Consider the following 26,279-nt stretch of genomic DNA (forward strand, 5'->3'; position numbering starts at 1 on the left):
AATGCAAGTGCCCCAAAATATCAACATAGAATGCTTATGGTGATGCCGTGTGAACTCGTCAAATTTTCCGCCTCCTCCCCTGTCGCGCGAGAAGGTTTGATATTACGTACCTTTTGCGGGCAAACGGAGCCAGATCAACATCGCTAACAAGCCGAGCCCCCCCTTCCCGTTTTTCCAGAGTGATTTTACGGCTGTGGAACGCCTCTAGTTCCACCCTGTGGGCCACGCTTAGCACAGTAGCATTCGGCAGTTCATCGATCATCATCTGCATCATCTTGTCCTGCGTTTTCTCATCCAACGCCGACGTTGCCTCATCAAGGACGATGATATCAGGTTTATTCAGGAGAAGACGGGCGAACGCCAGCCTCTGTTTTTCACCGCCTGAAAGGGTGTGATCCCACGGTGCTTCTTCCTCAATCTTCTCACTCAGGTGACCAAGGCCAACCTTCTCCAAGGCAGAATTAATGTCATCAGCCGTCCAGTTGTCTGCAGCTTTGGGATAGGCAACAGCCCTACGAAGGGTTCCCGATGGGATATAGGGCTTCTGCGGGAGCATGAAAAATTCCCTATTGTCGCGGAATCTGACGCTCCCCCCGCCCCAAGGCCACAGACCAGCGATGGCCCGAACAAGGGTACTCTTGCCGGAGCCGGACTCTCCAGACACGAGAACGCGTTCACCTGGCTCTATCTCGACCTGGGTTTCCTTCACCACAGCGGTACCGTCCCCGAGGGATACCGAAAGATCATTCAGGCTAAGCATCGTGTCGCCTTGCGTCTGTCCGCGCTTGATCCGTCCAACATCTTCACTCTGCTCAGCCTGCTCAAGTCCGTCCAGGGAGACCATTAATGAGGCCACTCGACGGGCGCAGGCATTCCAATCGGCAAGCCGTGGGTAGTTATCGACCAACCAGCCGAAAGCACCTTGGACGATGGTAAATGCTGACGCCGCCTGCATGACCTGCCCGAGAGACATGCTGCCGTCCAGAAACTTCGGCGCGCATAGCAAAACGGGCACGACTGGCGCAATCAACATCGACCCTTGCGAGACAAGGGTTGTGCGCATGTGTTGGCGCGCAAGCTGTCGCCATTGCTCTCGAACATTTTTGAAAGTGCGGTCCAGATCGTTGCGCTCTTCCTCCTCGCCACCGAGAAGGGCAATGCTCTCGCCATTTTCCCGAACGCGGGTCAGAGTGTAGCGAAACTCCGCTTCGATCTGGTTTTTTGCCTCTGAGACTTTTACGAAATTTCGACCGATAAACGCGATCGAACTGGATGTAATTGTCGCGTAAACGACTGCGGCAATGACCAGGAACCCCGGGATAGTGACGTAGGCGCCGAACAGCGGGAGCGTCAACGCCCCGCCGATCGACCAAAGAACGACGATGAAGGTCGATGCTGAGACAAAGGCCGAAATCACACCGGCTGTAAAATCCACCGGCGCTTCGGTTGCAATACGCAAATCTTCCGAAATGCGGGCTTCAGGGTTCTGATGATCCCCGCCAATAAGGTTGAGCTGGTAGTATCGTCCATTGGTGAGCCACCGTGCAACGAGCGATTTTGTCAGCCAGGAACGCCAGCGGCGCTGCATCAGCATACGCCCATAGACTTGGACGGTAACTAGAAAGACACTTCCAATCACAAGTGGAGGGAACAAGGCGCCCAAGGAATAGACCTGGCCGGCATTGCGCTGCTCGATCGCATCAAAAAGTTTCCGGTTCCAAACGTTAATCCCGTATTGAAATGCGACATTGAAGCCAATGAGAGAAAGAAGTGCAATCGAGCAAAACCATGCGAGCCTGTCGCCATCACGGCCCCAATAGCCGCGCGCACTGCGCCAAAAACGCTTGAGGAGATAAGCGCGACGCGCCTGTTCGGCTTGTTCAGGCGTCAGTTCCACCGACGGTTTCGGCTCGTCGGGCAATGCGGCTTCTATCATAGATACTCCAAGTGAATTTGCGTGCTGTATAGCGCAAATGATGCCAGGGCGAGAGTGTTTCAGGCCAAAAATGATTATGCTGAGGGTGGGTGTAGCCTCGTGTCGAGCGCGAACGCCTCTTGAAATTTCGGCTCATAATAGCCCGTGGCAAAGGTTGCCACGAAAATAAAGTTCCAACTATGAGAGGAGACTGCGCTTGGGATGGCGACAAATCGGTGCCGTTGCAAAAGATCGTCGCCAAATGCTTGTTGACCGGCGCTTGGAATACCCGGCCGGAGCCAATTTGGATTCGGAATGTCAGCGGGCTCAACAACGTGAACCGCGGAGACGTCTGTGACAACGGCACCCGTAAGGACATGTGGGACGGTATCGAGCGCTCGAAATCCCTTATGAACTGCAACCTCGAGGATTGCGGTAGCTGGGTCGATGGAACAGTATACCGCACGAATGCCCCTACTATTCCACCGGCCACCAACCCGGTATGCGCCTTCGCCGCTGTCCCACGTCGATGCGAACGCCGCCTGATCGAGCCGCCATGCGATTAGCTCGGAGCCTCCAAGCGAGATGGGCAAAAACGTCATGCATAGACGCCGTATTCTAACCGCTGGAGATAGTCCTCGACAAGCTCAACACCGGCGGGCGTCCCCAAAAGGTCGATCGGGCAACGCTGGTCCAGCCCGATTGCCGGACGCTCAAGCCATTGCTCGGCCTCTCCCTGGGTTCCCAGGAGATCAGTCGCCTTTGCCAGTATTTCAGCAAACTTCCATGCCCGTCCGCTTTGTTCCTGGCTGAGCGGCTTTGAAGGCGCATCCTTGCGCCGTTGCCAAGTCCGCAAACTCATGCCGACGGCCTTCTCAAGGGATTGGCTTTTGCCGATAAAGACCAAGTTCCCTACTAGGTGATCGACCGCCGATGCGGGCAAACCGTGGAGCAACAGCTCATGGGCATCCAGCGCGCTGGTTAGGCGTCGCGATAAAACACGCGTTCCGCCGAGTAGGGCCGACACCTTTTGCAGTGCTCCACTTGCTCCATCTTGAATACCCCCTTGGGCCACAATAACCATAGTGCGTCTCCTGCGTCAGATGTCGCGCACAATGTGACAGTTGTCGCATTGCTTTTCAATAGGTTTGAATCGGCGGGGCAATTGCAAATGCGCTTGATCAGATCTGGCCTCTGTCTGCGCGTCCACTTCTGCAGCTACACTCGGGGCGCATGTTTCGCTTTCCTCTGCCATTGCTCTTTCCATATCGGTATAGATTTTGTCGAGGGCGAGACAGCGGACGTCAATTTCACACACGCGCATTTTGCAGCTTTGTATCGTCTCCGTACATTCGCTGTTAAGCACCGGTACAAGGCATCGGGAACCAGATCCACACTCGAGACTTTTGGGTCCGAAAATTAAACCCCCGCTGGATCACGTCTATGAAAAACATACCAATCGTTGGAAAATTCTTAACTATCATGGCGCTGTTCGGCGTCTTTGCGCTTGGAGTTGCAGGCTACGCCGGAACGCGTATTCTAAGCATCGATACGTCCTACAGCAATCTTCTCTCCAACGACGCAGCCGCAGCAATCGCGCTCGCCAGGGCGAACCGTACTCTTCAAGGCGCGCGCACTGCCATTGCCGAACTGACCATCGCGCGCACCGACGCGGATACCGCGAGTTCTGCCAAGGAACTTGAGGCTTCGCGCGCCGTCTTCGCAAAGTTCATGGATGCCGCAATCGCCGGGGCTCCACAGCGCTCCGATCTTGGCGCCATAAAAGCGGAAGGCCTGCGCATTCTCGACACGACTTGCGCGAACACCATCGCGCTTGGCAACGCCAGCCGCTCGGACGAAAGTGCTGCGCGCGCGCAGAAGACTTTCATCGATGAATGCCAGTCGTCGTTCCGCGCCATCACCCCGAAATTCTCGCAGATCGTAGAGGAGGTCAACAAGGGCGCCAACGACAAGAGCGATGAGTTGACTATTGACTCCTACCACACGGCAACGGTGACCGTCGGCGGCATTATCGCCGGTCTTTTGATCGTGCTCGCAATCGGCTTTGTTGCAATCCGTTCTTGGCTGGTCAAGCCTATCCGCGGCATTGCAGACACGATGCAGCGTCTCGCCGATGGCGATCTTAGCGTCGATGTGGCTGGAACGGACCGCAAGGATGAAGTCGGCAGCATGGCTAAGGCCGTCCAGGTCTTCAAGGAAAATGGCCTGCGCTCCCGCGAGCTTGAGCAGGAGGCAGTCAGCATTCGCAACGCCAGCGAGGCGGAACGGGCCCGTGTCGCTGATCTCGACCGCAAGCGGGCAGAAGAGATGGCCGAAGCCACATCCGGCCTGGCAGACGGCTTGAAGCACCTGTCGAACGGAGATCTCAACTTTCGCCTCGGCACGCCCTTCGCCTCTGACTTTGAAAGCCTGCGCGGAGATTTTAACGCAGCCGTCGTACAACTCTCTGAAACCTTAGGCGCCGTTGCCGAAGCCACAGGCGCGATCGATAGCGGATCGCGTGAAATCAGCCAGGCCGCCGAGGATCTCTCCAAGCGGACCGAGCAGCAGGCAGCTTCCCTGGAGGAGACGGCCGCAGCGCTCGACCAGATCACCACGAACGTGGCGAACTCTTCCAAGCGTGCCGAAGAAGCCCGTCACGTGGCGAAAGAGGCCAACCAGTCTGCCCGTCAGTCTGGTGAGGTGGTTTCGAATGCTGTGGACGCCATGCAGCGCATCGAACAGTCGTCGAGCCGGATCTCGAACATCATCGGCGTGATCGACGAAATCGCCTTCCAGACCAACCTTCTGGCGTTGAATGCCGGCGTCGAGGCGGCGCGGGCCGGTGAAGCGGGCAAAGGATTTGCGGTTGTCGCCCAGGAAGTGCGTGAACTGGCGCAACGCTCGGCCCAGGCAGCTAAGGAAATCAAGGAACTGATCCGCAACTCGGCTGGCGAAGTCAGCAACGGTGTGACGCTGGTGCGCGCGACCGGTGATGCTCTGAAGGCGATCGAAGGCCACGTCGTCACCATCAATGTCCAGCTGGATGCCATTGCCCTGTCATCGCGAGAACAGTCTGTCGGTCTCTCCGAGGTCAATATCGCGGTCAACCAGATGGACCAAGTGACCCAGCAGAATGCGGCGATGGTCGAGCAATCGACTGCCGCAAGCTCGTCACTGGCGTCAGAAGCCGTTCGCCTACGCCATCTGATATCGCAGTTTCAGATCGGTTCCGCGCAGGGCAATTCAGGCAATGGCCTCGGGAAGGCCGCTCGGACCCAAAGCAAGCCGACTGTCGTCGGCGAACAGCACAGGCCGGTTGCCTCGCCAGCACGGCGGATGGTGGCGCAAGTCGTCCGGGCCGTGAGTCAGCAGGCGGCCGCAAAGGCCGACAACTGGGAGGAGTTCTGATGCCGAATAATTCAGCCAATCCCGCATCTCTCGAGATCCTTGCCTTTCGGCTGCACGGACAGGAGTTCTGCGTCAGGACAACGTCGATCCGCGAAATTCGCGGATGGGCACCTGTGACGCCGCTGCCTCAGGCGCCAGACGAGGGCGTCGGCGTGATCAACCTCAGGGGAACCGTCATTCCCATCGTTGAGCTTGCCATCAAGCTGGGCATGGACGGTACCCAGGCGAACGAGCGCAGCGCCATTGTCGTTGCTGAGGTCAGCAACGGTGTTGTTGGCCTGTTGGTGGATGCCGTGTCAGACATTCTCACCGTACCCGCCGACCTTCTGCAGCCAGTTCCTCCTGCCACTGATATTGGTGCCGACTATTCCGATGGCATCATCGTCCAGGGCGCAGACATGGTTTGTTTTTTAAATCTCGACCGGATGTTTGTGCGGGATAAGCCCGAACAGTGGTCGGTGGCCGCCTGATACATAGCTTTATGGTACAGGGTCGAGGTTGCGTCTGCACGCCAGCCTCGACCCCATTCGTGAACGGTACCGCGCATCTTGCGCAAACGAAATTGAGAACGGGGCATATAATATTAGCATGCTATAAATCTTAGCGTCTAACTAAAAACGACGCCAACACAACTGGTGGAGGTCGCCTTGGACTGTGTTAAATTGCATAAGTCGCTTGAAGAAAAGATCTAAAAGCTGGTACGTAAGCGACACTGTCATAATTGATAACCTTCAGGTTCCCGCCCCAACGAGCACCGGAAACGCCGCGGGCATTTGCCGATATTGAGGGGTTCTTGCGATGGCGTCTGTCACATTGGCTCAGATGCGAGCCGTCGATGCGTTGGCTCGCACCGGAAGTTTTTCACGCGCTGCTGCGGCGGTGGGTGTCAGTCAGCCCACGGTTTCAACGCAAGTTCAGGCTTTTCAGGATCTCTGCAGCTCACGTATTTTCATCCGTGAAGGTCACGCGATACGGGTCACTCCGGATGGGGAGGCGCTTCTTGCGAAAATCCGAGTTGCGCTTAATTGCGTCGATGAGGTCGATCGGGCCCTTGGTGACAGCGGTCGCCTGGTCGGTGGACAGTTGTCGATCGGCTTCAGCGCCCACAGGCTGATCATGCCGGCACTGGCCACCTTCGTGCAGGCCTTTCCGAAGATGCGGCTGAGTACGCGTGGCGGACCATCGCTGGAACTTGCCGCTGCGGTCTTCAAAGGCGAGCTGGATGTTGCCTCGGTCTCGCAAGCGGGCCCCGATCCGCGCTTTGAAAATCTGGAACTCCGCCGGTGCGGCATCGTCATCTATGGGAAAAAGGGCCATCCGCTGCTCTCAACCGGCACGATTGCCGTTTCCGATCTGCACAGGCAGGACATGATCCTGTGGAACCGTGCGTCCGGTACCCGAATGAAGGTAGAAGCGCTGGCAGCCCAACATGGCGTTATCCTCAAGCCCGTGGTCGAGGTGGCAACGCTCGACGTCGCCTATGCGGCGGCAGCAGCAGGCATGGGTCTCGCCGTGGCGATCGAAGGGGAGGTGTCACAGGACGAGTATATCGACATCGCCCTCCTGTCCGACGCCGCGGCCAATATCGGCCACTATATCATCGCGCTGCCGAGTTGCACGGATCACCTAGCAATCGCCGCCTTTCTCAAGATTGCCGCCCAGCATCGTTTCGTCGCATCCGGCGCAACGCCCCGTGCGCAGGAGCGCGCACGCCCGAAACTGTGAAGGCGTGCGTGGTAGCGGCGCTCAATAGACACAAACGGGAATGATATAATTATAGGTTATATCTATATATATTGCTCATTATTAAAACTGTCACATAATCTGGCTAGCGTGGGTGCACTGCCAGATCAGAGCGGGATCGGACGCCCGGAATAGCGCTCCACCCGCTTCTGGCGAGCGAATATCAAATTTAGTCAGCTTGCGGCCTTTGTTTTTCAAGATCGCGCGCCTTGCGGTACGCGGTGATCGCGCAACCGTGCCGGCGCTGCGCTTACGATGACGGGTCGAATGAGATTTTCAAGGAGCCGTGTGTGCCTTATTCGTATGACGTTGCCGTTGTCGGCGCTGGAATTGTAGGACTTGGGGCAGCCTTGGCCGCTGCCGCACAGGGCCGAAAAGTTGTCGTGATAGAGCGCAACCCGGCCGCAGTGGGCGCATCCATTCGCAATTTCGGCTTCGTCACGGTTACCGGGCAGCAGGCCGGCGCCCACTGGGCGCGGGCGATGCGAAGCCGCGACATCTGGAAAGACCTCGTCGTGCAGGCCGGCATCGCCGTGCATCATCGCGGCCTTGTCATGCCGGCCCGGCGAGCAGAGGCCGCTGCCGTACTCGAGGCTTTCCTGGCGACGCCGACGGGCGAGGATTGTCGCATGATCGGCAAAGCGGAGGCGCTGGATATCGTGCCGTCGCTGCGTTTGGACGGGATCGAAGCGATCCTCCACAGCCCGCATGAGCTGCGCGTCGAATCCCGCGAGGCCGTTGCCAAGGTCGCAGCCCATCTCGAGAATGCGTATGGCGTCGATTTCCTTTGGGGAACGGCGGCCCGGGCGGTGAGCGACCACGGCGTCGAGACCAGTCGCGGCATGGTCAGCGCAGATGCCGTTGTCGTCTGTCCAGGCGACGATTACTCCGGCCTCTATCCCGAACGGATCGCCGCCTACGGGCTCGATGTCTGCACCCTACAGATGCTGCGTGTAGCCCCTGCGACACCAGCGACGCTCGGTGCGGCTGTCATGTCCGATCTCAGCCTTGCCCGCTACGAAGGCTTCTCCGCCCTGCCCGAAGCCCAGGCCCTGGGTGCCCGCCTGGATCTCGAAGACGCCGAGAAGCGCGCGGCCGGTATCCACCTCATTGCCGTCCAGTCGGCTGACGGCTCCCTCGTCGTCGGCGACACCCATGTCTATGGCAACGCCCCGGCGCCCTTCAGCAGCGCGCGCTTCGATGACCTGATGCTCGACGAATTCGACCGCGTCTTCGACATGCCAGGCCGAAAGGTCATCGAGCGCTGGACAGGCTCCTATGCGCACGCAGCAGACAGGACAGTGCTGGTCGACGCTCCTCAACCGAACGTTCGCCTGGTCATTGTGACGGGCGGCACCGGCGCATCCACGGCATTCGCGCTTGGCGAGGAGGTGATCGCGGACCTCTACGGATCGGCACATTCACAACACGGAGTCCTCTCGTGACACACCTCAAGGCTGCAGTGTTCGATTGGGCCGGTACGGTCATCGACTTCGGATCGCGGGCGCCCATGGGCGTCTTCGTCGAGGCCTTTGCGAAATTCGACATCGAGGTCAGCGTCGTGGAGGCCAGGGAGCCGATGGGCCGGCCGAAATGGGATCATATTGCCGCCATGCTCGATCAGCCGCGCATCCGGCAAGTCTGGGCGAACAAGCACGGCACGGAGCCGACGAAGGCCGATATCGACCGCATCTACGCCGTCTTCGTGCCGATGAACGAAGCGGTCGTTCACAAGTTCGCCGATCTCGTTCCGGGCGCCCAACAGATTGCGGCCCGTTTGCGCGACATGGGCCTGAAGATCGGCTCCACCACCGGATATACGCGCTCGATCATGGAGCGGCTTTTGCCGCTGGCAAAGGCGCAGGGCTATGAGACCGACAATCTCGTCTGCGCGGGCGACCTGCCGGAGGGCCGGCCGACGCCGATGAACATGTATCGCTGCTTCATCGACCTCAATGTCTGGCCGGCCTCGGCCGTCGTCAAGATCGACGATACCGGTGTCGGTATCGATGAGGGCGTGGCAGCGGGATGCTGGACGGTCGGCGTCGCCCTCAGCGGCAACGAAGCCGGCGTCACGGTCGCTGAACTGGCAGCAATGACGAAGGCCGATGTCGATGCCCTGCGCGAAAAGGCAACGCGAACGCTGACGTCGCACGGTGTCGACTACGTGATCGATACCGTCGCCGATCTCATGCCGGTCATCACGGACATCGAAGCGCGACTTGCCCGCGGCGAGCGGCCGGGAGGCACAACATCCATATGACGGAGTGATCCGGCTGAGGCCGTGACTTGACCTGCAAGAATTTAACCATCGGGCCAACACCGACCCAAGGGTGCGGCCTTTTCAACGCCCAGGAGAAACCTTGACCATGACTCGTTTTCCGAAATCCCTTTCGACGCCGGCACTGCACCGCCGCGACTTCCTGGCCGGCGCGACGGTCCTTGCCGCCGGCGCAAGCCTCGGCCTGCCGCTCTTCGGCGCAAACGCTGCACGCGCAGCCGCCGATGCCGACTGGTCCGCTCCGGTCGATCTCGCCAAGGCAAAGATCCAAGCCGCTCAGTTCGATAGCTATGGCATGCCCGACAACTGGGCGAACTACGGCGAAGTCCTGAAGAAGATGGCCGAAGCCAACGGCTTCTCGTTGACCCACGTCGATACCGACATGAGCTCGCTCGAGGAGATCACCAAGTTCGACGCCGAAAAGAACAATCCAGTCGCGATCTCCGCCGATATCGGCATTCTCTTCGGGCCGGTTGCCGAAGCCCGCAAGGTGGTGCCCGACTATATGCCGCCGCGCGCAGCCAAGCTGCCGGTCGGCCTGAAGGGCGCCAATGGCGGATGGGTCGCGACCTACACGGGCGTGCCGGCCATGGTCGTCAACACCGACGTCATCAAGAACGTGCCGAAGACCTGGGATGATCTGCTGAAGCCAGAATATAAGGGCAAGATCAATGCGATCAACGCCGGTGGCTCCAGCGGCACCGATGTCGCCATGTTCATCGCATGGGCCTATGCCAACGGCGGAAGCGAAGTCGACATCGAAAAGGGTGTCGACTTCGCAAAGAAGATGCTGCCGCAGTTCTCGTCTGCTGCTTCGAACGCGCAAACGCTGGAACGCGGCGAACTGCCGATCCAGCTGAAATACGATTTCAACTGCATCGCCGCCGCCGAGACCGTGCGCGCAAAGGGCGTCAAGGCCGAAGTCGTCATCCCGACCGTATCGATCTACGCACCGTCGGCGTTGATGATCAACCGCTACAACACGGCTAAGATGAACGCAGGCAAGCTGCTTCTCGATTTCGTCCTGTCCGACGAAGCGCAGATCGCCTTTGCCAAGTTCGGCGCCCGTCCGATCCGCTGGGTGCTCGGCGAATTGAAACTTCCTAAGGAAGCAACGGCCGGATGGTTACCGGATGCCGACTACGCCGGCGTCAAGATCATTCCTGATTGGTCGAAGGTATCCGTCGAAAAGATCGCCGCCGTTTGGCAGGAACAGGTCGCGGAAGGCTGATCCCGATGACCGATATCGGCAGGTCTGTTTCCACCGCCGCATCGCGAGGCCCCACAAGGGCCTCGCCTTGGCGCATCATCAAGCGCTGGTTCGTCGACTGGTCGCTGGCTCTGCCGATCATCATCGTCGCCACTTTCATGCTGTTCGTGCCCTGTCTGGTCATGCTGCGTCAGAGTTTCGCGGACGCGACGGGAGGCGGCTTCACGCTTGCCAACTGGATAAGCGTCTTTTCTGCCAAGACGCTGCGCGCCGCGATGATCAACAGCCTGATGCTCGGCTTCACTGTCGCGACGATCGCGCTTCTCGTCGGCGCGCCGCTTGCCTGGATCGTGTCGCGCATGACCCGGCTGAACCGGGCGATCCATCTCGGCATCCTCAACGTTGCCACCAATTTCAGCGGCATCGGCCTCGGCTTTGCCTTCGTGGCGGCGCTCGGGACCTACGGCATGGTGACACTGTCGCTTCAGGCGCTGGGCTTGCCCGTGCAACCGCCCGCACCCAACACGTTCTGGGGGCTGGTCATAGCCTACGAATATAGCAACGTGCCTCTGTTCGTCCTTCTGTGTCTGCCGGCGATGAGCCTTCTGCGCGATGAATGGTGGGAGGCGGCACAAACCTGCTCGGCCTCCCGTCTGCAGTTCTGGAGCAGGATCGGATGGCCGGTGCTGCGGCCGTTCCTGCTCGCTTGCTGGCTTCTGATTTTCACTTGGTCTGTCGGCATGTACGGGGTGCCGGTCGCGCTTCTCGGTACATCGCCCACGGCTTTTCGTCTCGTCACCGTCGAGATGAGCCAGTCAATGCTGGGTTCGCTGTTCGGGTCGCAGCGCATGCCGGTTCTAGCCGTCATACTGATGCTTCTCGCGGCATTCAGCCTCACCCTTTACCGCATTATCGTTCGACGAGGGACGCAATGGCTGAGTTGAGCCTCCAAACCACACAATCGCCGCATGCCACGCCGACGGTCGCCGTTGTCGGTCTGCTGGCGCGAACGCGGCGGTTACCGGTTGCTGCCTTTCTGCTGCTGGTACTGACGATCGCCTATATCATGGTGCCGATGCTTGCCGTCTTTTTCTATGGCGTGGCCACCCGTTGGTCGACGAGCATTCTGCCGGACGGATATACGCTCGCCCACTGGAGAGACGCCTTCATCGACATGCGGTTTCTGTCCGTTCTCTGGCGTTCCGTATGGCTTGCCGTGCTTGTCGCTGCTATCGACGTGCTGCTAGTGGCGCCCGCGGTCTACTGGCAGAGGGTCCGCAATCCCGCGATCCGACCGGTCCTGGAACTTCTCGCAGCCATTCCCTTCGCGGTGCCGCTCCTCGTCATCGCTTTCGGCTTGCTGAAGGCAACCGGCGATAACGCACCATTCCTGCAGGGAACGGTCGGGCTTGTCGTGGGAGCCCATGTCGCGGTGGCTTTTTCCTTCGTGTACTGGGCCATCGACGGGTCGATGGCTGCTGCCAACGTTCTGGCGCTTACCGAGGCGTCCCGGACCTGCGGCGCCGACCTCTGGACGACGATCCGCCGCGTTATCCTTCCCAATATCGGCCCCGGCATCGCCAGCGGGGCCATCCTAGCCTTCGGCATCAGCTTCAACGAAATCGCCATCGTGCAGGTGCTGGTCGGCAGCCGCTTCGAAACCGTGCCGCTTTACACGCTCAACCTCCTGAAGAGCACGGATGCCGACTTCAATATTCTCGCCGTCATGACTATCATCACCTTCTTCATCACACTGGCGCTATCGATCGGCGTGGTCGCGCTCAAGCTCGGGCGCGCCTCGACCGTCGGCACCCCCATGCCGGGAAAGGCTGGAAAATGAGCACGATCACCATCGACCGCATCTCCAAACGCTATGGCGGCAAGATTGCCCTGGACGATATCAGTCTTCAGGTGGAAAGCGGCGAGATGATCGCGCTTCTGGGCAGTTCCGGGTGTGGCAAGACCACTCTGCTGCGTTGTATTGCAGGCCTGGCACAGGCGGACAAAGGCCGTATTCTGTTTGGTGGCGAGGACGTGACTGACCTGCCAACCCAAGGACGACCGATCGGCATGGTTTTCCAGGCCTACGCGCTGTTTCCAAACATGACCGTGCGCGACAATATCGCTTTCCCGCTTAAGGTGCGGGGAATGGCTCAGGCCAAGATCGCAGCCCGTGTTGACGAACTTCTCGCGCTTGTCGGTCTCGACGAACGCGCCGATCACCATCCGAACACGCTGTCCGGCGGCCAGCAGCAGCGCACCGCGCTTGCCAGGGCGCTCGCACCCGATCCTGCGGTTCTCCTGCTCGACGAGCCGCTATCGGCGCTTGATGCCGTCGTGCGGGATTACCTGCGAGACGAAATCCGCCGCATCCAGCAGAGCATTCGAACCACCGCCATACTTGTCACCCACGACCAGTCCGAAGCCCTGGCCGTCGCCGATCGTGTCGTCGTCATGCGCAGCGGTCGAGCCGAACAGGTTGCGACGCCTGCCGACCTCTACAATGCGCCGGCGACCGATTTTAGTGCCGGTTTCATCGGCAATAGAAACCGGTTTGATCTGCCGGTACGCGACGGTTCTGTCCAGTTGGGCAAGGCTCTGCTGTTTTCGGTCGGCGCCATTGGCGACAGGGCGCAGGTTTTCGTGCGTTCCGAGGACATCCGCATGATGCAGCTCGGTCAAGGCCATCCGGCGCGCGTCGATGCGCGTATGTTTCAGGGGCAGACAACGCGCTTTTATCTGCAGCTTGATCTGGAAGAGGGCCCGGTACGGCTGCGCGTCGATTGGCCGAGCCGTAGCTGCGCAGATGTTCAGGTCGGAAGCCTCGTTCATGTAACGATAGATCCGGCCGATGCACATGTATTTCCAGCCTGAGCCACGACCTCTTCGAGAGATTTTCCTAAAAGGCTGCCTTTCTTGAGATCACTTAAGACCGCTTATCTTGGGTATGCCGAAACTATCAATTCGTGCGGCAAATATTTTGATCCGGGATGGTTCTAGCTTCGGTGGCAGACCAGAATATCCGCAAGACTCGAGAGGTGTGTCCGTTCTCCAGACAACAGACAGGGCGTCAAGACGGATCCGCTTGTGCAGTTTGCGTCGAAGCGATTTCACTGAGCAGGCCATCGCGGCGCTCGAAGAGATTCGAACTGAATTGGAGCCGGCCGCTCGTCGCTTTCGTGGGAGCTATCCAGTCAAAGTATCCGAGTAGGTGGCATCCTCTGGAAATTGGCTGTCTGCTGACGCACCCACGGGCGGCTACGAGACCAACGGCGCCTCAGTGGCGACAACCTAGGCCGTCTTTGCAAGCCTTATCGCACTTGCCATGGCCATCGCCATTGCCGTTGAGGCCAAGAGCATGACAGCTGGATAGATATAGATAAGCCCATTTGAGCTGGTGGGCGCCTTGAGAGGATCTGAACCTACGGCCCACCAATTGAACGCGGAAATTATTTCCGGATGTTGCCGCGCAATGCGTCATTGCGCCGTGACGGTTTGGAACCGTCGACCACATCGCCTGCAAAGACACACTTGTAAATCGCTAAGTTTTTCTGCAGCTTGGAAATATGGCCGCCGCTCATCCGCTGAGCAGTCGCCAGCAGTGATACCGATTTCCCGCACGCAACGGCGCAAACCCTCGCCTAACGTCGTCTGCTCAACAAGAACATCAAGCAGGGAGCGCCGATAAGGGCCGAAACGAGCCCTGCCGGGATCTGATACGGCGCCGCGACCGTGCGGCCGACAAAATCTGCCGCCACGATCAGTCCGCCACCGATGAGGGCAGCGGCCACCATCTGCGGCGTTGCACGGGTCAGACCGGCTTCCCTGGCAAGATGCGGCCCCATGAGGCCAACGAAAGACAGCGGCCCGACAGTCAGGGTTGCTGCTGCGGTCATCAGACCAGCCAGCCCGAACAGCGCCAATCTCGATTTTGCCAGCGGTATGCCGATGGCAGCCGACGAAACCGGTCCGAGCGGCAGGATGTCCAGCCAGCGGCGTGCGGCAAATGCGACGGCAATCAGCGTGGCAGCGATTGCCACCTCCGCCGTGGCTGTCGCACCGGTCACCAGATAGGTTGAACCGCTCATCCAGCGCATCAGCAGGGCTGTCCTTGGGTCGCCCGTCGCGCTCAACACTCCGACGACGGCATCAACCATGGCGCTGAGCGCAATACCGGCAAGGAGAACCCGTTCCGGGGCAAAATTGGAGCGCCGCGACGTCAGCAGAATAGCGGCGAGCACGAGGATTGCGCCGGCGCCAGCGAACAAGAACTGGCTGAAAAACCCCGAAGAGACGGCAAACAGCGCGATAGCGAGGCCAAAGGTCGCGCCAGCGCTGATGCCGAGAACTTCCGGGCTTGCCATCTCGTTGCCGGTCAATCGCTGGAGGATCACTCCCGCCACGCCGAGCATGGCACCGGATGCGAGCGCGGCGAAAATTTTCGGAGCGCGGATTGAAAGGATGTCATCGAAGAATTCGCCGGACAATACAGTCCAGCCCCCCGGCCCGCGACCGACAAAAAGGCTGACACTCACAAGAATGAGGACGGCGACGATAGCAATGGCGACGGGCACCTCGGCACTCCATCGGCGCGGTCGATGCCATGATGCCAATTCTTGGATCCTGTGGCGTATCTTCATTCGCGGCAATAGCGCCAGCAGCAGGGGCGAGCCAAAGATGGCGGTTGCCGCACCGGTCGGAATAAAATCGCCAAGCGCGCCCGACGCCAGTTGCAGAATGGCGTCGGCGAGGAAGAGCAAGCCCGCACCGATCAATGGTGACCAGAAGATCAGCTGGACCGGCCGCCGCGCGCCGGCAAGCCGCGCAAGCGTTGGTGCAACCAGTCCGATGAAGCCGATGACGCCAACAGCGCTGGTGATGAAGGCGGCAAGCATCACCGCGCAGGCAACGACCAGGACACGAAGCCGGGCCAGCTTCACCCCGACGGCCGCGGAACTGCTTTCCCCCAGATCGATGAGCGAAAGCGGCCGAACCAGCAAGGCGCAGATCACTGCAATAGCGGCTATTTTCCAAGACAGCGCCATGGGAATGACCCAGCTCTGCTGGGCAAGCGACCCGGCGCCCCAGATGAACAGGCTCGCCAGATAGCGCTGGTTCAGATAGGTCAGGATCGCCGCCAATCCCCCGCACCAAAGGCTCAGCACCAGACCCGACAGAACCAGGGAATAGGGAGAGAAGCCGCGTCTGGCGCCGAAGCCGACGACAATTGCGGCAGCCGCGGCACTTCCCAGCAGGGCGACAATGTCGCGACCCGCACCGAGAAGGCCGGGCATGAACAGCGAGACCACCACTAGGGCGAGATTGGCGCCGGCCGAAACGCCGAGCGTTGTCGGATCGGCCAGCGGGTTTCGAAGCACCTGCTGGAAAAGCGCGCCGGACAATGCGAGCGCAGCACCGGCAAGCAAGGCCGTCGCCAGGCGGGGCAATGTCGAATAGCAAAGCACCATTCGCTGGATGTCGTAGCCTTGGCCCACCGCGCTTGACAGCGCCGGCGCTATCAGAAACCAGGACGCCAAGCAGCCGCTGCAGAGCAGCAGCAAGAGGACCAGCGCCGGTCCCCGGTTGTCGCGAAAAAATGCATTCATGGCTGTTGGTCCATAAGGTCGGTCACGATGCCGGCAAAACGCATCGCCTCGTTGACCATGCCGAACATCAGCGCCGGCGGAACGATTGACAGCTGGCCGGGCCGGGAGAACGGCAGCGCCTGCCACAAGGGGCTGTCGGCAAGTTTCGGCAGGACGTCGGCGGGGACGGGATCGAAGGCGATGAGCCGCGCCCGCGGATCGGTGACACTGGCAAGCTCCTCGATGCCGATCGTCTCGAAGCCCCAATAGTTCGATTGCCGCGTCCAGGCGTTGCGCAGGCCGATGCGCTCGAGCGTATTGTGAAACAGACCCGGCGCCGAATAGACGCGGGCATGGCGGGCATCCATGAAGGTCACCAGGACGACGGGCGGCATGGCTCGTCCCGCCAACCGCTGGCGGCATGCGTCGAAGAATGTTTCGGATCGCGCCAGAAAGAGCTCTCCCTCGCGTTCACGGCCGAGTGCGGCAGCGAGCTTGCGCGTCGCCGCGATCACGGACGGCAGGATCGGGCCGGAATCGGGCGTGAAAATCTCCATTCGCAGCACCTTGGCAATTGGCTGGAGTCTCGGCAGCAGATCGTCAAGGTAGGGCGTCGTCAGGATGACGTCCGGCTTCAGCTGCATGAGGATCTCGAAGTCCACCTCGTAGGAACTGCCGATATCGACGACCGATAGCGGCATGGCGGGCTCGACGACCCATTTGTCCCAGTCGGCGCGATCCGACATCCCGACGGGTGGCAATCCAAGCGACAACAGCGTCGAGGCAAGTCCGTAATCGAGGCTGACGACCCTTTGTCCCGCGACCTCGGCCAGCAGTGGCGTCGAAGCAAGTATGGCTGCGGCAGCAGCGCCATGCAGAAATGCGCGTCTTGAAATGTCCATTTTCGACCGGGCCTCAGCAGGCATAGGCGAGCGGATGCGACAGGGTCGGAACGGCAATCACATCCATGTTGATCCCGTAGATGGCATGAAGCGTGTCAGGCACGAGTATTTGCTCCGGCGTGCCACTGGCCACGACCCGGCCGCCTTTCAGCGCGTGGATTCGATCGCAGAAGCGGGCAGCCATGTTGATGTCATGCAGGACGACGATGATGCTTCTGCCGCCTTCATGCGCCAGCCGCCGTACGAGCGACAGAATTTCGATCTGGTGCGCGATATCCAGAGCGGCCGTCGGTTCATCGAGCAGCAGGCATTGGGCATCCTGGGCGATCAGCATGGCAATCCAGGCCCGCTGGCGTTCGCCACCGGACAGTGAGCCCACGAGCCGCTCGGCAAAGGCCTCGATATGGGTGGCGGCAATGGCTGCCTCGACCTTTTCCCTGTCACGGCTGGAGAAACGACCGAGTGCCCCGTGCCACGGGTAGCGTCCGCAAGCCACAAGTTCGCGGATCGTCATCTCCGACCCCGTGCCCAGGTCCTGCGGCAGATAGGCGACCGACCGTGCAAAGTCACGTCCTTGAAAATGTCTGAGATCGCGACCGCCGTAAGCCACCGACCCGGCGGTCGGCGTCAGCTGCCGCGCCAGGATCTTGAGGAGACTGGACTTGCCCGACCCGTTATGGCCGACAAGCGCCACGACTTCGCCTGCAGGAAAACTGAGGCTGACGTTCGACAGGATCGCATTTCCGTCAATGGCAAGGTCGATATTCTCCGCCTCGAAAGCCTTCGTCATTTCCAACATATCGTGGCCAAGCTGCATTGAGATCACGCCGTCCCCTGTTCAGTTGCTGAGCGCGCGCCGGGAGCGCGGCTATCCCTCACCCGCGGCCCGCCGCTCCGAAATGCGATGCTGACGGCGCGATTGACTGCCGGCCCGAGCACAGACATATGGGTTTCGCCCATAAATAGTTCGAATTGCGTCTGAATGCCGTCTTCGGACCCGTTCAGACGATCGGCCATTTCCTGTGCCAACGCGACGGTCCGTTCGACTTTCCGCTTCTCCAGACGCGATGCAGCGTCGTCGTTCTGGTACTGGAAGGGGGCCAGTCTATCGCCCTCATATTCGCCGGCCGAGAGATGCAGGAAGGCCGCGTTGCCCGCCGGACGCTGGCGGCGCGCCTCGTTGTTCAGAATTTCGCTGCCTTCCCAATGGATGGAAGGGCTCGCCGCAATCCAGTTGGCAAACAGGCCCGGGCGTTCGAAAAGCGCGTAGAGGGTGAAAAGACCACCGAAAGAATGCCCGAAAAGCGACCGCCGCGTCGCGTCAAGCCGTACCATTCCGTCGAGATGCGGCAAGAGTTGCGTCTCGATGAAGTCGAGTAGTTCCCCCGTTCCGCCGATGCGGACAGCTGGACCGCCCTCAAAATAGGCCGGATAGGATTTGATCGGCGGCGGCCCCAGATCCCACGCTCGTCGGAATGCATCATAAGGCTCGTCCGACGGATAGCCGATTGCCGCGACGACGCCCCAGCCGACATTCGTGCCTGATGGAAAAGGCGCCTGCGTCACCAGGCTGGCAAAGGCGAAGGGAAAGGTCGCATTGCCATCGGTCAGAACCAAAAGCGGCCATCCCTCCGCCGGCGGCTCACCCTTCGGCCTAAACAGGAAGATCCGATAGGGCTCGCTGCCGGCAGTTGGTGCCAGGTCGAAATAAAGGGTCCCGGGCAACCCGCAGGCTGGTTCAGTCATATTCATCTCGTTGTCTTTTTTGAGCCAGGTGACACCGTATCAGACGGGAAGAGTCTCAATGCGCTCTTCCCGAGTAAGAAGTCGTGCTGCCTGGCCACAAGACGGCAAGGCGCGCTGTCCCCGGCGCCAGGATTCGGACAATCACCACTTGTATTTCAGCGTGGCTAAGGCCGTGCGGCCCTGGCCGAAATAGCAATAACCATCGTTGCAAACCTGTTCTTCGCGGTTGGCGAGGTTGGTTGCGCTGAGAGCAAGCGAAAGCCCCTTCAGGTCAGGCGATTTTACCCCGAAGTCGTAGGAGATCGACGCATCGAAATAGACGGCGCCGGCATTCTTGGCGGTGTTGTAATCGTCTGTGTAGGACGTGCTCGTGGCGCGGACACCGCCGCCGATGCTGACGCCGCTCATCGCCATGTCGTCAGGCACATCATAGTTGACCCACAGCGAAGCGACATGCCGCGGCGTCGTTGTCGGTGTGTTGCCGATGATGGCGCTGTCGAGATTGTTAGTGATTTCGCCATGGGCGTAGGTATAGGCAGCGATAAAGCTGATGCCGTTGTCGAAGCTCTTGCGGCCTTCGAGCTCGAAGCCCGTAAAGGTGTTTTCACCGGAGTTCTCGTAGATGTAAATCGGACCGGAGGCACCCGCATATTGCGGTTTACCCGTCTCCACGAGGCGGTAGACCGCCGTGCTGAGGGAGAAATCTCCACCGTCTGGCTGGTACTTGATGCCTGTTTCTATCTGGCGACCCTTTGTCGGATCGAGCACGCCCCCGTTAGCGGAGCGCTGTGTCGAGGGCACGAAAGAGGTACCGTAGCTGACGTAAGGAGCGATACCATTTTCAAAGTGGTAAAGAAGGCCGACCTGGCCCGACAGAGCACCATCGCTTTTCTCGGCGCCGGTGTCTGCAACCTTGTCGGTGGTCTCTTGATGCAGCCAGTCGTAACGCAGGCCGCCAACGAAGCGCCAGTTTTCGATTGCTGCCTGTTCCTGCGCATACAGGCCGGTCTGCCGCAGATCATTGCCGGTGAAGCCGGTGAGCTCCGGGCTCGGCGCGCTGCGGATATCGCCCGGCAAACTAGAGCCATAACCGTCGGCGAAATCGGAATTGACGGCTGTGTAGTCGAGCCCACCAAGCACGGTATGGGATATGGCACCCGTGTCGAACTTGGCTTGAAGCTGATTGTCGATCTGGAAGGCGCGCACGTCGTCAGTAACCGCCGCGGTCGGCCACGCTGCGGTCGGGTCACTGAACATCGTCGTGCGGTCGGCATACCGCGCCTTCAGATGCAGATCGCTCACCCTTGCATTCTGCCGGAAGGTCAGGCCATCGTCGAATTCATGTTCGAACTGATAGCCCAGCTGGTACTGCCGAACTTTCTGATAATCGTATTTAGGATCACTGACGCGATAGATCTTGTCGTCGTTCTTGAAGGTCCAGGCGCTCGCGTCGGTTTCCGTATTCTGCGCAAGACCATAGACGGTCAGCTTGGTGCTTTCATCGGGCTTCAACGTGAAGGACGGCTGCAGCAGATAGCGGTCGTCGGCGATATCGTAGTTGGTCTCCCCCTGTCGGACCAACCCCACCACGCGGTAGAACATGTCGTCGCTCTGACCAACCGGACCGCCGAAATCGAACGCGGCCTGCTTGCGGCCGATCGTCCCATATTGAAGCTCGACTTCGTGGTGAGAATATTCCAGCGGCAGCTTGGAAATCTTGTTGACGATACCGGCGGCGCCGGCCGCACCATACATCACCGATACCGGTCCCTTCAGAACTTCGACGCGGTCGAGCGTGTAGACGTCCGTCGTGAACGTGCCATAGGTCATGACCGGCTGGCGCAGGCCATCGCGGAAATCGCCGTCCGTGGTCGTCTCGATGCCGCGGATGTTGATTTGATCGAAGCGCGGGTCGTATCCGAAGCCACCGGTTCCAATACCGGAGCTGTAGCGTGTCGCCTGGATCAGATCGGTGGCACCACGCTCCTCCATCTCCTTACGCGTTACCACGGCAACCGAGCGCGGCGTCTCGACGAGCGGCGTGTCGGTCTTCAAGGCAGAGACGGCACGGGTTGGAATGATCGTGTCGTTGTCCTCGCTAATTGTCTTCGCTTTTTTGGAACTATCGACAACGATCGGTGCAAGTTGCGTTCCGCCATCAGTGGCATCCTGGGCAAAAGCCTCGACCGGCGGAAATGCGACAGCCATGGCACCAATCAAAATGGTGGAGCTCAAAAGCTGTTTGCTGACAGGGAACTGATTGAACCGATACGTCATTGTTAGATCCTTGAAGGCAAGCGGTAAAATGCAAGAAATGATCCCGAGAGATCACGGATGTGAGACGCAGCGATGAAGTTCGCCGGGCAAGGTTTTCTCGCCGAGCGCAGCTATATGAACTCGAACTGCGCCAATCAATAAAATATGAGAAATTTTGTCATCTTTGACAACGGTGTAGTCAAATTTGCAACGGTTGCCACAGGGAAAGCTAAATAAAGCTGCGGATGTTGGTTGATAGACGCCTCGCGACGCGGTGGCATGCCACGTTACAGCATATTCGGCATCAACGCCGTCAAGGCGGACATCATTTCCGCCTATCGCCGCCCGCTTGAACGTTTTGCGCTTGAAGAGATACGAGCCGTCGACCCGGTTATTATCGCTGAACAATCGTTTTCTGAGTTTTTGCCGAAACACGAATGCTCGATGGCGTGAGATTCAGGACGGCTGGTTCCCTGTCATGTTAGATAGCCGCGCGACCAATTTCCAATCGCTCGCAAAAATCGAAGCAGTTTTCTTGCCAAGACCAATCCACCACCGCTAAAAGGTGCAACGCATTTATTCGGGGGGAACGAAGTGGATCTGCGATACGGCGTCAAGATTTACGATAATGACTGGTATCTGCGCCATAAATTGACGATCGTGGAGGCGACTAATCTGCTCGCCGATTGGGGTGTCACCTATGTCATCGCCCAGAGTAAATTCCTGCCGATGTCAAACTCCGCAGTACCCAGCAGCGTCACAGCAGCCGACAAAGATGCGTATGAGTCTCTTGACGACGTCGCCTTCCGTGAATTGCTGCGACAGCGCGGCATTGCCTATTTTGCCTGCCTCAATATCTGTTTCGACCCGGCCTTTTCGACGGCAAACCCGCAGCTTGCCGCAATTGACCAGCACGGCGATGCCGCCATTCAGCAGGACTGGTACATCGGCCTGCCGCCTGTCAGGCATGAAAACCTGACGCACAAGATTAGTCTGCTGCAAGAGGCGGTTTCCAAGCTCAAGCCGGACGCGGTCCATCTTGGCTTCATTCGCTGGCCGGGGTTTTGGGAGACGTGGCTGGATGGCGACGACCGGACACAGAAGGCGGAATACTGCTTCGCGGCCGAAACGATCGAACTGTTCAATGGCGATACCGGCTTGTCGATCCCTTCCAGCGATCCCGTCGCAGCCGCAAAAATGCTGACAGGCGCGCATCGCCAGGCTTGGACCACGTGGAAATGTGCCAAGACAGTCAAGGCCATTGCTGACATCCGGCACTCACTATCGTCGGTTCAGAGCGGCCTCCAATATTCGATCAACACGCTGCCGTTGTTCAGAAGCGATTTTGACAACGCCGTCGAAGAAGTCTTCGGACAGAACATTGCGATGCTGGCGGAGGTCGTCGATATTTTCGAGGTGATGGCCTATCACCAAATCCTCGCCAAACCGCCGACATGGCCTGCGGCCATTGCGACCGATATTGCCAGCCGCAGCGGCAAGCAGGCGATCTGCACGCTGCAGGTTCGCGCGCTCTATCTCGAAGGCATGCATGCGGGGCGCGGGCGAAATCCGGTGATCACCGAAAACGAATTTGCCTCAGCGCTCGACGCCCTTGCCCCGACGCCGGTGGACGGTGCCTGCGTTTTCACATTCACCGATCTCATCGACATGCGCGAGACGGAAGCGGGACGCTCCATGCTCGCGCATCTTAGCAATTTCCGGCGCGCCGGCTGATCAATTGCCGGCGGTGGACTTGCTCATCGCCGCCAGCAGGCTGGCGCGCGTCAGTTCGCCCTTGCGATAGGTTCCGGTCACTGCGCCGGCTGTCAGCACCAGGACCCGGTCGCTAAGATCGAGCAATTCGTCGAGATCGTCAGAAATGACCATGATGCCAGCCCCCTGCTGGGCCGACAGCCGGATCTGGTTGTGCAGTTCAGACTTGGCGCCGATATCGACGCCGGCGGTCGGCTGGTCGAGGATCATCACCTTCGGCTGCGAAGCAACCGCGCGTCCGAGCAGCACTTTTTGAGCATTGCCGCCACTGAGGTTGCCGACGATTTTCTTTCTGTCCGGCGGTCGGATGACGAAGCGTCTGATCATCTCCATGGCAAGCCGCGGCCGGCTGCCCGGGTTGACAATACCACCGGTCGACATCAGCTTGGCAAGGGCGCTGACCACGACATTCGCCTCGATCGACGACGACAGCGCAAGCCCGGACACCTTGCGGTCTTCTGGCACCAGCACCAATCCGCCGCGGGTCGAGCGCTCAGGATTGCGCCTTTTGATGACCAGTTTTCCCACGGCGACGTCGCCGGAACTGCGGACATCGCCAATGATGGCGCGCGCCAGGCGGGTTCGGCCGGAGCCGACCAAGCCGGCCAGGCCGACGATTTCACCCTGCCCGATGGAAAAGCTGACCTCGGGCCTGCCGACAACGCCGACGTTCTGTACGGAAAGTGCCTCGTCGCGGCCCTCCTGCGCGGCATAATCGACGGCAGCGGCACGGACGCCGGTGGCGTGATCGTTGCCGACCAGCTGCTGGGCCAGGCTCTCCACGGTGTAAGCATTGCCCGGCTTGGTTTCGACCACGGTGCCGTCGCGCATGACGGTGATGCGATCGGCAAGGCTGCAGACCTCGTCGAGGAAATGACTGATGTAGATGATGCCGACTTGCCGCTCGTTGGCCATGCGCCGCATGGTCTTGAACAGCAGTTCGCGTTCGGCCGGTGCAAGCCGCGCCGTCGGCTCGTCCATGACAAGGATGCGCAGATCCTGCGAGCAGGCCCGGACGATCTCGGTCAATTGCTGGGCGCCGACACCGAGGCGACGGACGGCGACATCCATCGGCAGGCTGATGCCGAGGCCGTCGGCCTCCCGCCGGGAGCGCTTGCGCAGCGCAGCGTAGTCAATCGTCCCGCCCAGCTTGCCGCGCGGCTCGCGGCCGAGCGCGATATTTTCTGCGACGCTCAATTCCGGAATCAGCGAAAAATCCTGGTATATGATCGCCACGCCGCGTTTCAGCGCATCGGCCGGGGTCGTCCAGCGAACGGCCTCCCCGGCGACGCGGATATCGCCCTCGTAGTCGGCATAATTGCCGCCGAGGATTTTCATCAGCGTACTCTTGCCGGCCCCGTTATGGCCGACAAGAGCATGGATTTCGCCTGCCTTCAGTGAGAAGTCGACGCCACGGAGGACCTGGACACTGGAAAAGCTCTTCCGGATGTCATGCATCTCCAGAAGCATCGTCTCACCGTCTGACATCAGCCACCCCAAGCCGCTTTGTACTGCTCGACATTGTCTTTGGTGATCGTCGGCAGTTCGAGATAATGGTTGGGCGTCGGGATCTTGTCCGGCGTGCCCGCGAAGAACAACAGTGCATCCTCGATCGCGACCTGGCCCTGAGGTGCAGGATCCTGGTCGACGGTGCCGTAGACGGTACCCTTAACGATGGCATTGCGAACGTCGGCCGGGTAATCGCCCATGATGAATTTTACATCGGTACGACCGCTGGAGGCAGCAAAGGTCGCCCCATTGACGCCTTCAGGTCCCTGGTCGACAATCGCGTCGACAGAACCCTGCGGATACTTGCTGAGATAATCCTGGGTGATCGCCAGCGCCTTAGAATTGTCCCAGTCGGCAGCCTGCTTCTCGATGATCTTGATGCCCGGATGCTTCTTCAGTGCGTCCATCAGGCCGGCTTCGCGGTCGAGCTGGGCCGAGGTGCCGAGCTTGCCGACGATATAGGCGATCTTGCCATTCTCGCCGACGGCCTTGGCGACCAGCTCGCCCTGGGCCTGGCCGAAGGCAAAATCGTCGACGCCGACATAGGTCAGAACCTTGGCGCCGCTGCTGACGTCAGCCTTGGTGTTGACGGCCATGACCGGAATGCTGGCGGCATTGGCCTGCCGGATGATCGGCACGATGCCCTTCGGGTCGCTCGGCGCGATCATGATCATGTCGACCTGCTGGGCCATGAACTGCTGCACGACCGAAATCTGCGTCGACAGATCGCCATTGCCGCTCTGGATGTCGAGCTCGATGCCGTTCTTCTTGGCGGTTTCGGTCGCCGTCTTGATCAGGTTCGAATAGAACGGAACGGATGTGTTCCAGATCATGAAGCCGATCCGCTTGGCGTCGGCGGCATGGCCGAGGGTGGTGCCCATCATCAGGGCAAGGGTCGAGGCGGCAATCAGCACCGACCGGCGTTTGTGATTCTTCATAAGTTTCCTCCTCCGTTGTGGTTCAGCGCAGTTCGCGCTGTTTGCGTTGATAGCTGTCCAGTCCGACGGCGACGAGAATGACCGCCCCCGTTACTGCTGGCTGCCAGAATGGCGAGACACCCAGCAGATTGAGTGCATTGGCGATGATGCCAAGCAGCAAGGTTCCAAGCACGGCGCTCCAGATCTGGCCGACACCGCCGCTGAGCGGCACGCCACCGACCACGACGGCGGCGATCGCTGTCAGCGGCCAGTCGCCGGCGCTGGCCGGCTGGCCGATATTGGTCTGGCCAAGCAGGACGATGCCGGCGATGGCGGCAAACAGGCCGCCGATGCCGTAAGTTGTCAAAAGCACGCGGTCGACATTGATGCCGGCCAGCCGGGCGGCCGCCTTGTTGCCGCCGACGATGTAGATGTAGTGGCCGAGCGTCGTGAAGCGCAGCATCGCCCAGGTGACGATGACGACGGCGGCAAAGATGATCGTCGGCACTGGCACCGGACCGATGCGGCCAAGACCGAGGAAGGTGAAGGATTCAGGCACGCCGTAGACCGGCTGCGCCGATGTTCCGACGAACAGGAAGCCGGTCACCAGCACCTGCGTTGCGAGCGTCGTGACGAAGGGATTGATGCCGATCTTCGAGATGAAGAAACCATTGGCCAGGCCAACGCCGAGCCCGAGCAGCAGTGCGACGATGATGCCGAGCGGCATCGAATAGTTGACGATGACGGCAGCGGCCACCACCGACGACATGGCGCCGACGGCGCCGACGGACAGATCGAAGCCGCCGGTGATGATCATCAGCAGCATGCCGCAGGCAACGATGCCGATAATCGAATTGCGCTGCAAGACGTTGGACAAATTCGCCCAGGTGGCGAAATGCGGCACGGTGAGGCTGAAGCCGATCAGGAGCAGAATGAAGATGATGAAAATCCCGTACGTCGACAGCGACGACCAGGGCAGATTGGCCCAGGGCGATTTCTTATCGGGAACAGCTTCGTTGGTGGATGCCATG

Annotated in this window: 22 protein-coding genes; 10 read left to right on the forward strand and 12 right to left on the reverse strand. The window is 59.9% G+C overall.

What is annotated here, in order from left to right; translation table 11 throughout:
• Positions 1-58 precede the first annotated feature (58 nt).
• The 3 genes from J5278_RS18725 to J5278_RS18735 all read right to left on the reverse strand — a co-directional run bounded on the left by J5278_RS18725 (position 59) and on the right by J5278_RS18735 (position 2,999).
• Positions 59-1,936 carry an ABC transporter ATP-binding protein/permease gene (locus tag J5278_RS18725; RefSeq protein WP_209185939.1) on the reverse strand — a complete coding sequence of 626 codons (1,878 nt, stop codon included), beginning with the start codon at positions 1,934-1,936 and terminating at the stop codon, positions 59-61.
• 74 nt (positions 1,937-2,010) lie between these two features.
• Positions 2,011-2,517: an RES family NAD+ phosphorylase gene (locus J5278_RS18730; RefSeq protein ID WP_142832248.1), complete on the reverse strand. Its 507-nt coding sequence runs from the start codon at positions 2,515-2,517 to the stop codon at positions 2,011-2,013.
• The gene (locus tag J5278_RS18735; RefSeq protein ID WP_142832247.1) at positions 2,514-2,999 is read right to left on the reverse strand and encodes an antitoxin Xre/MbcA/ParS toxin-binding domain-containing protein; all 486 of its coding nucleotides are present in this window, start codon (positions 2,997-2,999) and stop codon (positions 2,514-2,516) included. The genes J5278_RS18730 and J5278_RS18735 overlap by 4 nt, the downstream gene beginning before the upstream one ends.
• A gap of 359 nt (positions 3,000-3,358) precedes the next feature.
• Here J5278_RS18735 and J5278_RS18740 point away from each other — a divergent pair, with 359 nt between their 5' ends.
• From J5278_RS18740 to J5278_RS18780, 9 genes are all read left to right on the forward strand, one after another.
• On the forward strand, positions 3,359-5,326 hold the full coding sequence (locus J5278_RS18740) for a methyl-accepting chemotaxis protein (RefSeq protein ID WP_209185938.1): 1,968 nt from the start codon (positions 3,359-3,361) through the stop codon (positions 5,324-5,326).
• Positions 5,326-5,796: a chemotaxis protein CheW gene (locus tag J5278_RS18745; RefSeq protein WP_209185937.1), complete on the forward strand. Its 471-nt coding sequence runs from the start codon at positions 5,326-5,328 to the stop codon at positions 5,794-5,796. The genes J5278_RS18740 and J5278_RS18745 overlap by 1 nt, the downstream gene beginning before the upstream one ends.
• Positions 5,797-6,124: 328 nt before the next feature.
• Positions 6,125-7,051: a LysR family transcriptional regulator gene (locus tag J5278_RS18750; RefSeq protein ID WP_142832245.1), complete on the forward strand. Its 927-nt coding sequence runs from the start codon at positions 6,125-6,127 to the stop codon at positions 7,049-7,051.
• A gap of 308 nt (positions 7,052-7,359) precedes the next feature.
• A complete protein-coding gene (locus J5278_RS18755) occupies positions 7,360-8,514 on the forward strand; it encodes a TIGR03364 family FAD-dependent oxidoreductase (protein ID WP_142832244.1) in 1,155 nt (384 codons plus the stop codon).
• On the forward strand, positions 8,511-9,332 hold the full coding sequence (gene phnX / locus J5278_RS18760; protein WP_142832243.1) for a phosphonoacetaldehyde hydrolase: 822 nt from the start codon (positions 8,511-8,513) through the stop codon (positions 9,330-9,332). The genes J5278_RS18755 and phnX overlap by 4 nt, the downstream gene beginning before the upstream one ends.
• 106 nt (positions 9,333-9,438) lie before the next feature.
• Positions 9,439-10,581: an ABC transporter substrate-binding protein gene (locus J5278_RS18765; protein WP_247749406.1), complete on the forward strand. Its 1,143-nt coding sequence runs from the start codon at positions 9,439-9,441 to the stop codon at positions 10,579-10,581.
• A gap of 5 nt (positions 10,582-10,586) precedes the next feature.
• A complete protein-coding gene (locus tag J5278_RS18770; RefSeq protein ID WP_161991026.1) occupies positions 10,587-11,504 on the forward strand; it encodes an ABC transporter permease in 918 nt (305 codons plus the stop codon).
• On the forward strand, positions 11,492-12,400 hold the full coding sequence (locus tag J5278_RS18775; RefSeq protein WP_209185935.1) for an ABC transporter permease: 909 nt from the start codon (positions 11,492-11,494) through the stop codon (positions 12,398-12,400). The genes J5278_RS18770 and J5278_RS18775 overlap by 13 nt, the downstream gene beginning before the upstream one ends.
• Positions 12,397-13,434, forward strand: coding sequence for an ABC transporter ATP-binding protein (locus J5278_RS18780; protein WP_209185934.1), 1,038 nt, complete (start codon positions 12,397-12,399; stop codon positions 13,432-13,434). Before J5278_RS18775 ends, J5278_RS18780 begins: the two co-directional genes overlap by 4 nt.
• 767 nt (positions 13,435-14,201) lie before the next feature.
• Here the strand turns inward: J5278_RS18780 and fhuB are convergent.
• From fhuB to J5278_RS18810, 6 genes are all read right to left on the reverse strand, one after another.
• Entirely contained in the window at positions 14,202-16,166 is a 1,965-nt protein-coding gene (fhuB, locus tag J5278_RS18785; protein ID WP_209185933.1) for a Fe(3+)-hydroxamate ABC transporter permease FhuB, read from the reverse strand.
• Positions 16,163-17,047 carry an iron-siderophore ABC transporter substrate-binding protein gene (locus J5278_RS18790; protein ID WP_209185932.1) on the reverse strand — a complete coding sequence of 295 codons (885 nt, stop codon included), beginning with the start codon at positions 17,045-17,047 and terminating at the stop codon, positions 16,163-16,165. The genes fhuB and J5278_RS18790 overlap by 4 nt, the downstream gene beginning before the upstream one ends.
• Positions 17,048-17,060: 13 nt before the next feature.
• A complete protein-coding gene (locus tag J5278_RS18795) occupies positions 17,061-17,837 on the reverse strand; it encodes an ABC transporter ATP-binding protein (RefSeq protein ID WP_247749392.1) in 777 nt (258 codons plus the stop codon).
• A gap of 32 nt (positions 17,838-17,869) precedes the next feature.
• Positions 17,870-18,799 (reverse strand): alpha/beta hydrolase, encoded by a 930-nt coding sequence (locus tag J5278_RS18800; RefSeq protein WP_374108303.1) that lies wholly within the window; start codon positions 18,797-18,799, stop codon positions 17,870-17,872.
• A gap of 135 nt (positions 18,800-18,934) precedes the next feature.
• Positions 18,935-21,070, reverse strand: a complete 2,136-nt coding sequence (locus J5278_RS18805) for a TonB-dependent siderophore receptor (RefSeq protein ID WP_209185930.1) — start codon at positions 21,068-21,070, stop codon at positions 18,935-18,937.
• Between the two features lie 51 nt (positions 21,071-21,121).
• Positions 21,122-21,457: a hypothetical protein gene (locus tag J5278_RS18810; protein WP_209185929.1), complete on the reverse strand. Its 336-nt coding sequence runs from the start codon at positions 21,455-21,457 to the stop codon at positions 21,122-21,124.
• 186 nt (positions 21,458-21,643) lie between these two features.
• Here J5278_RS18810 and J5278_RS18815 point away from each other — a divergent pair, with 186 nt between their 5' ends.
• Positions 21,644-22,783, forward strand: coding sequence for a hypothetical protein (locus J5278_RS18815; protein WP_209185928.1), 1,140 nt, complete (start codon positions 21,644-21,646; stop codon positions 22,781-22,783).
• On the opposite strand, the gene J5278_RS18820 is transcribed toward J5278_RS18815, so the two are convergent.
• From J5278_RS18820 to J5278_RS18830, 3 genes are read right to left on the reverse strand one after another with little or no spacing between them, the layout of a single operon-like run.
• Positions 22,784-24,310, reverse strand: a complete 1,527-nt coding sequence (locus J5278_RS18820) for a sugar ABC transporter ATP-binding protein (protein WP_209185927.1) — start codon at positions 24,308-24,310, stop codon at positions 22,784-22,786.
• Positions 24,310-25,269 carry a sugar ABC transporter substrate-binding protein gene (locus J5278_RS18825; RefSeq protein ID WP_209185926.1) on the reverse strand — a complete coding sequence of 320 codons (960 nt, stop codon included), beginning with the start codon at positions 25,267-25,269 and terminating at the stop codon, positions 24,310-24,312. Before J5278_RS18825 ends, J5278_RS18820 begins: the two co-directional genes overlap by 1 nt.
• Positions 25,270-25,291: 22 nt before the next feature.
• Positions 25,292-26,278 carry an ABC transporter permease gene (locus J5278_RS18830; protein WP_219258877.1) on the reverse strand — a complete coding sequence of 329 codons (987 nt, stop codon included), beginning with the start codon at positions 26,276-26,278 and terminating at the stop codon, positions 25,292-25,294.
• Between the last annotated feature and the right edge of the window lies 1 nt (position 26,279).

Origin of the sequence: Rhizobium sp. B21/90 (genome assembly GCF_019355815.1) — a bacterium.
In the GTDB taxonomy this organism is placed as follows: Bacteria; Pseudomonadota; Alphaproteobacteria; order Rhizobiales; family Rhizobiaceae; genus Rhizobium; species Rhizobium rhododendri.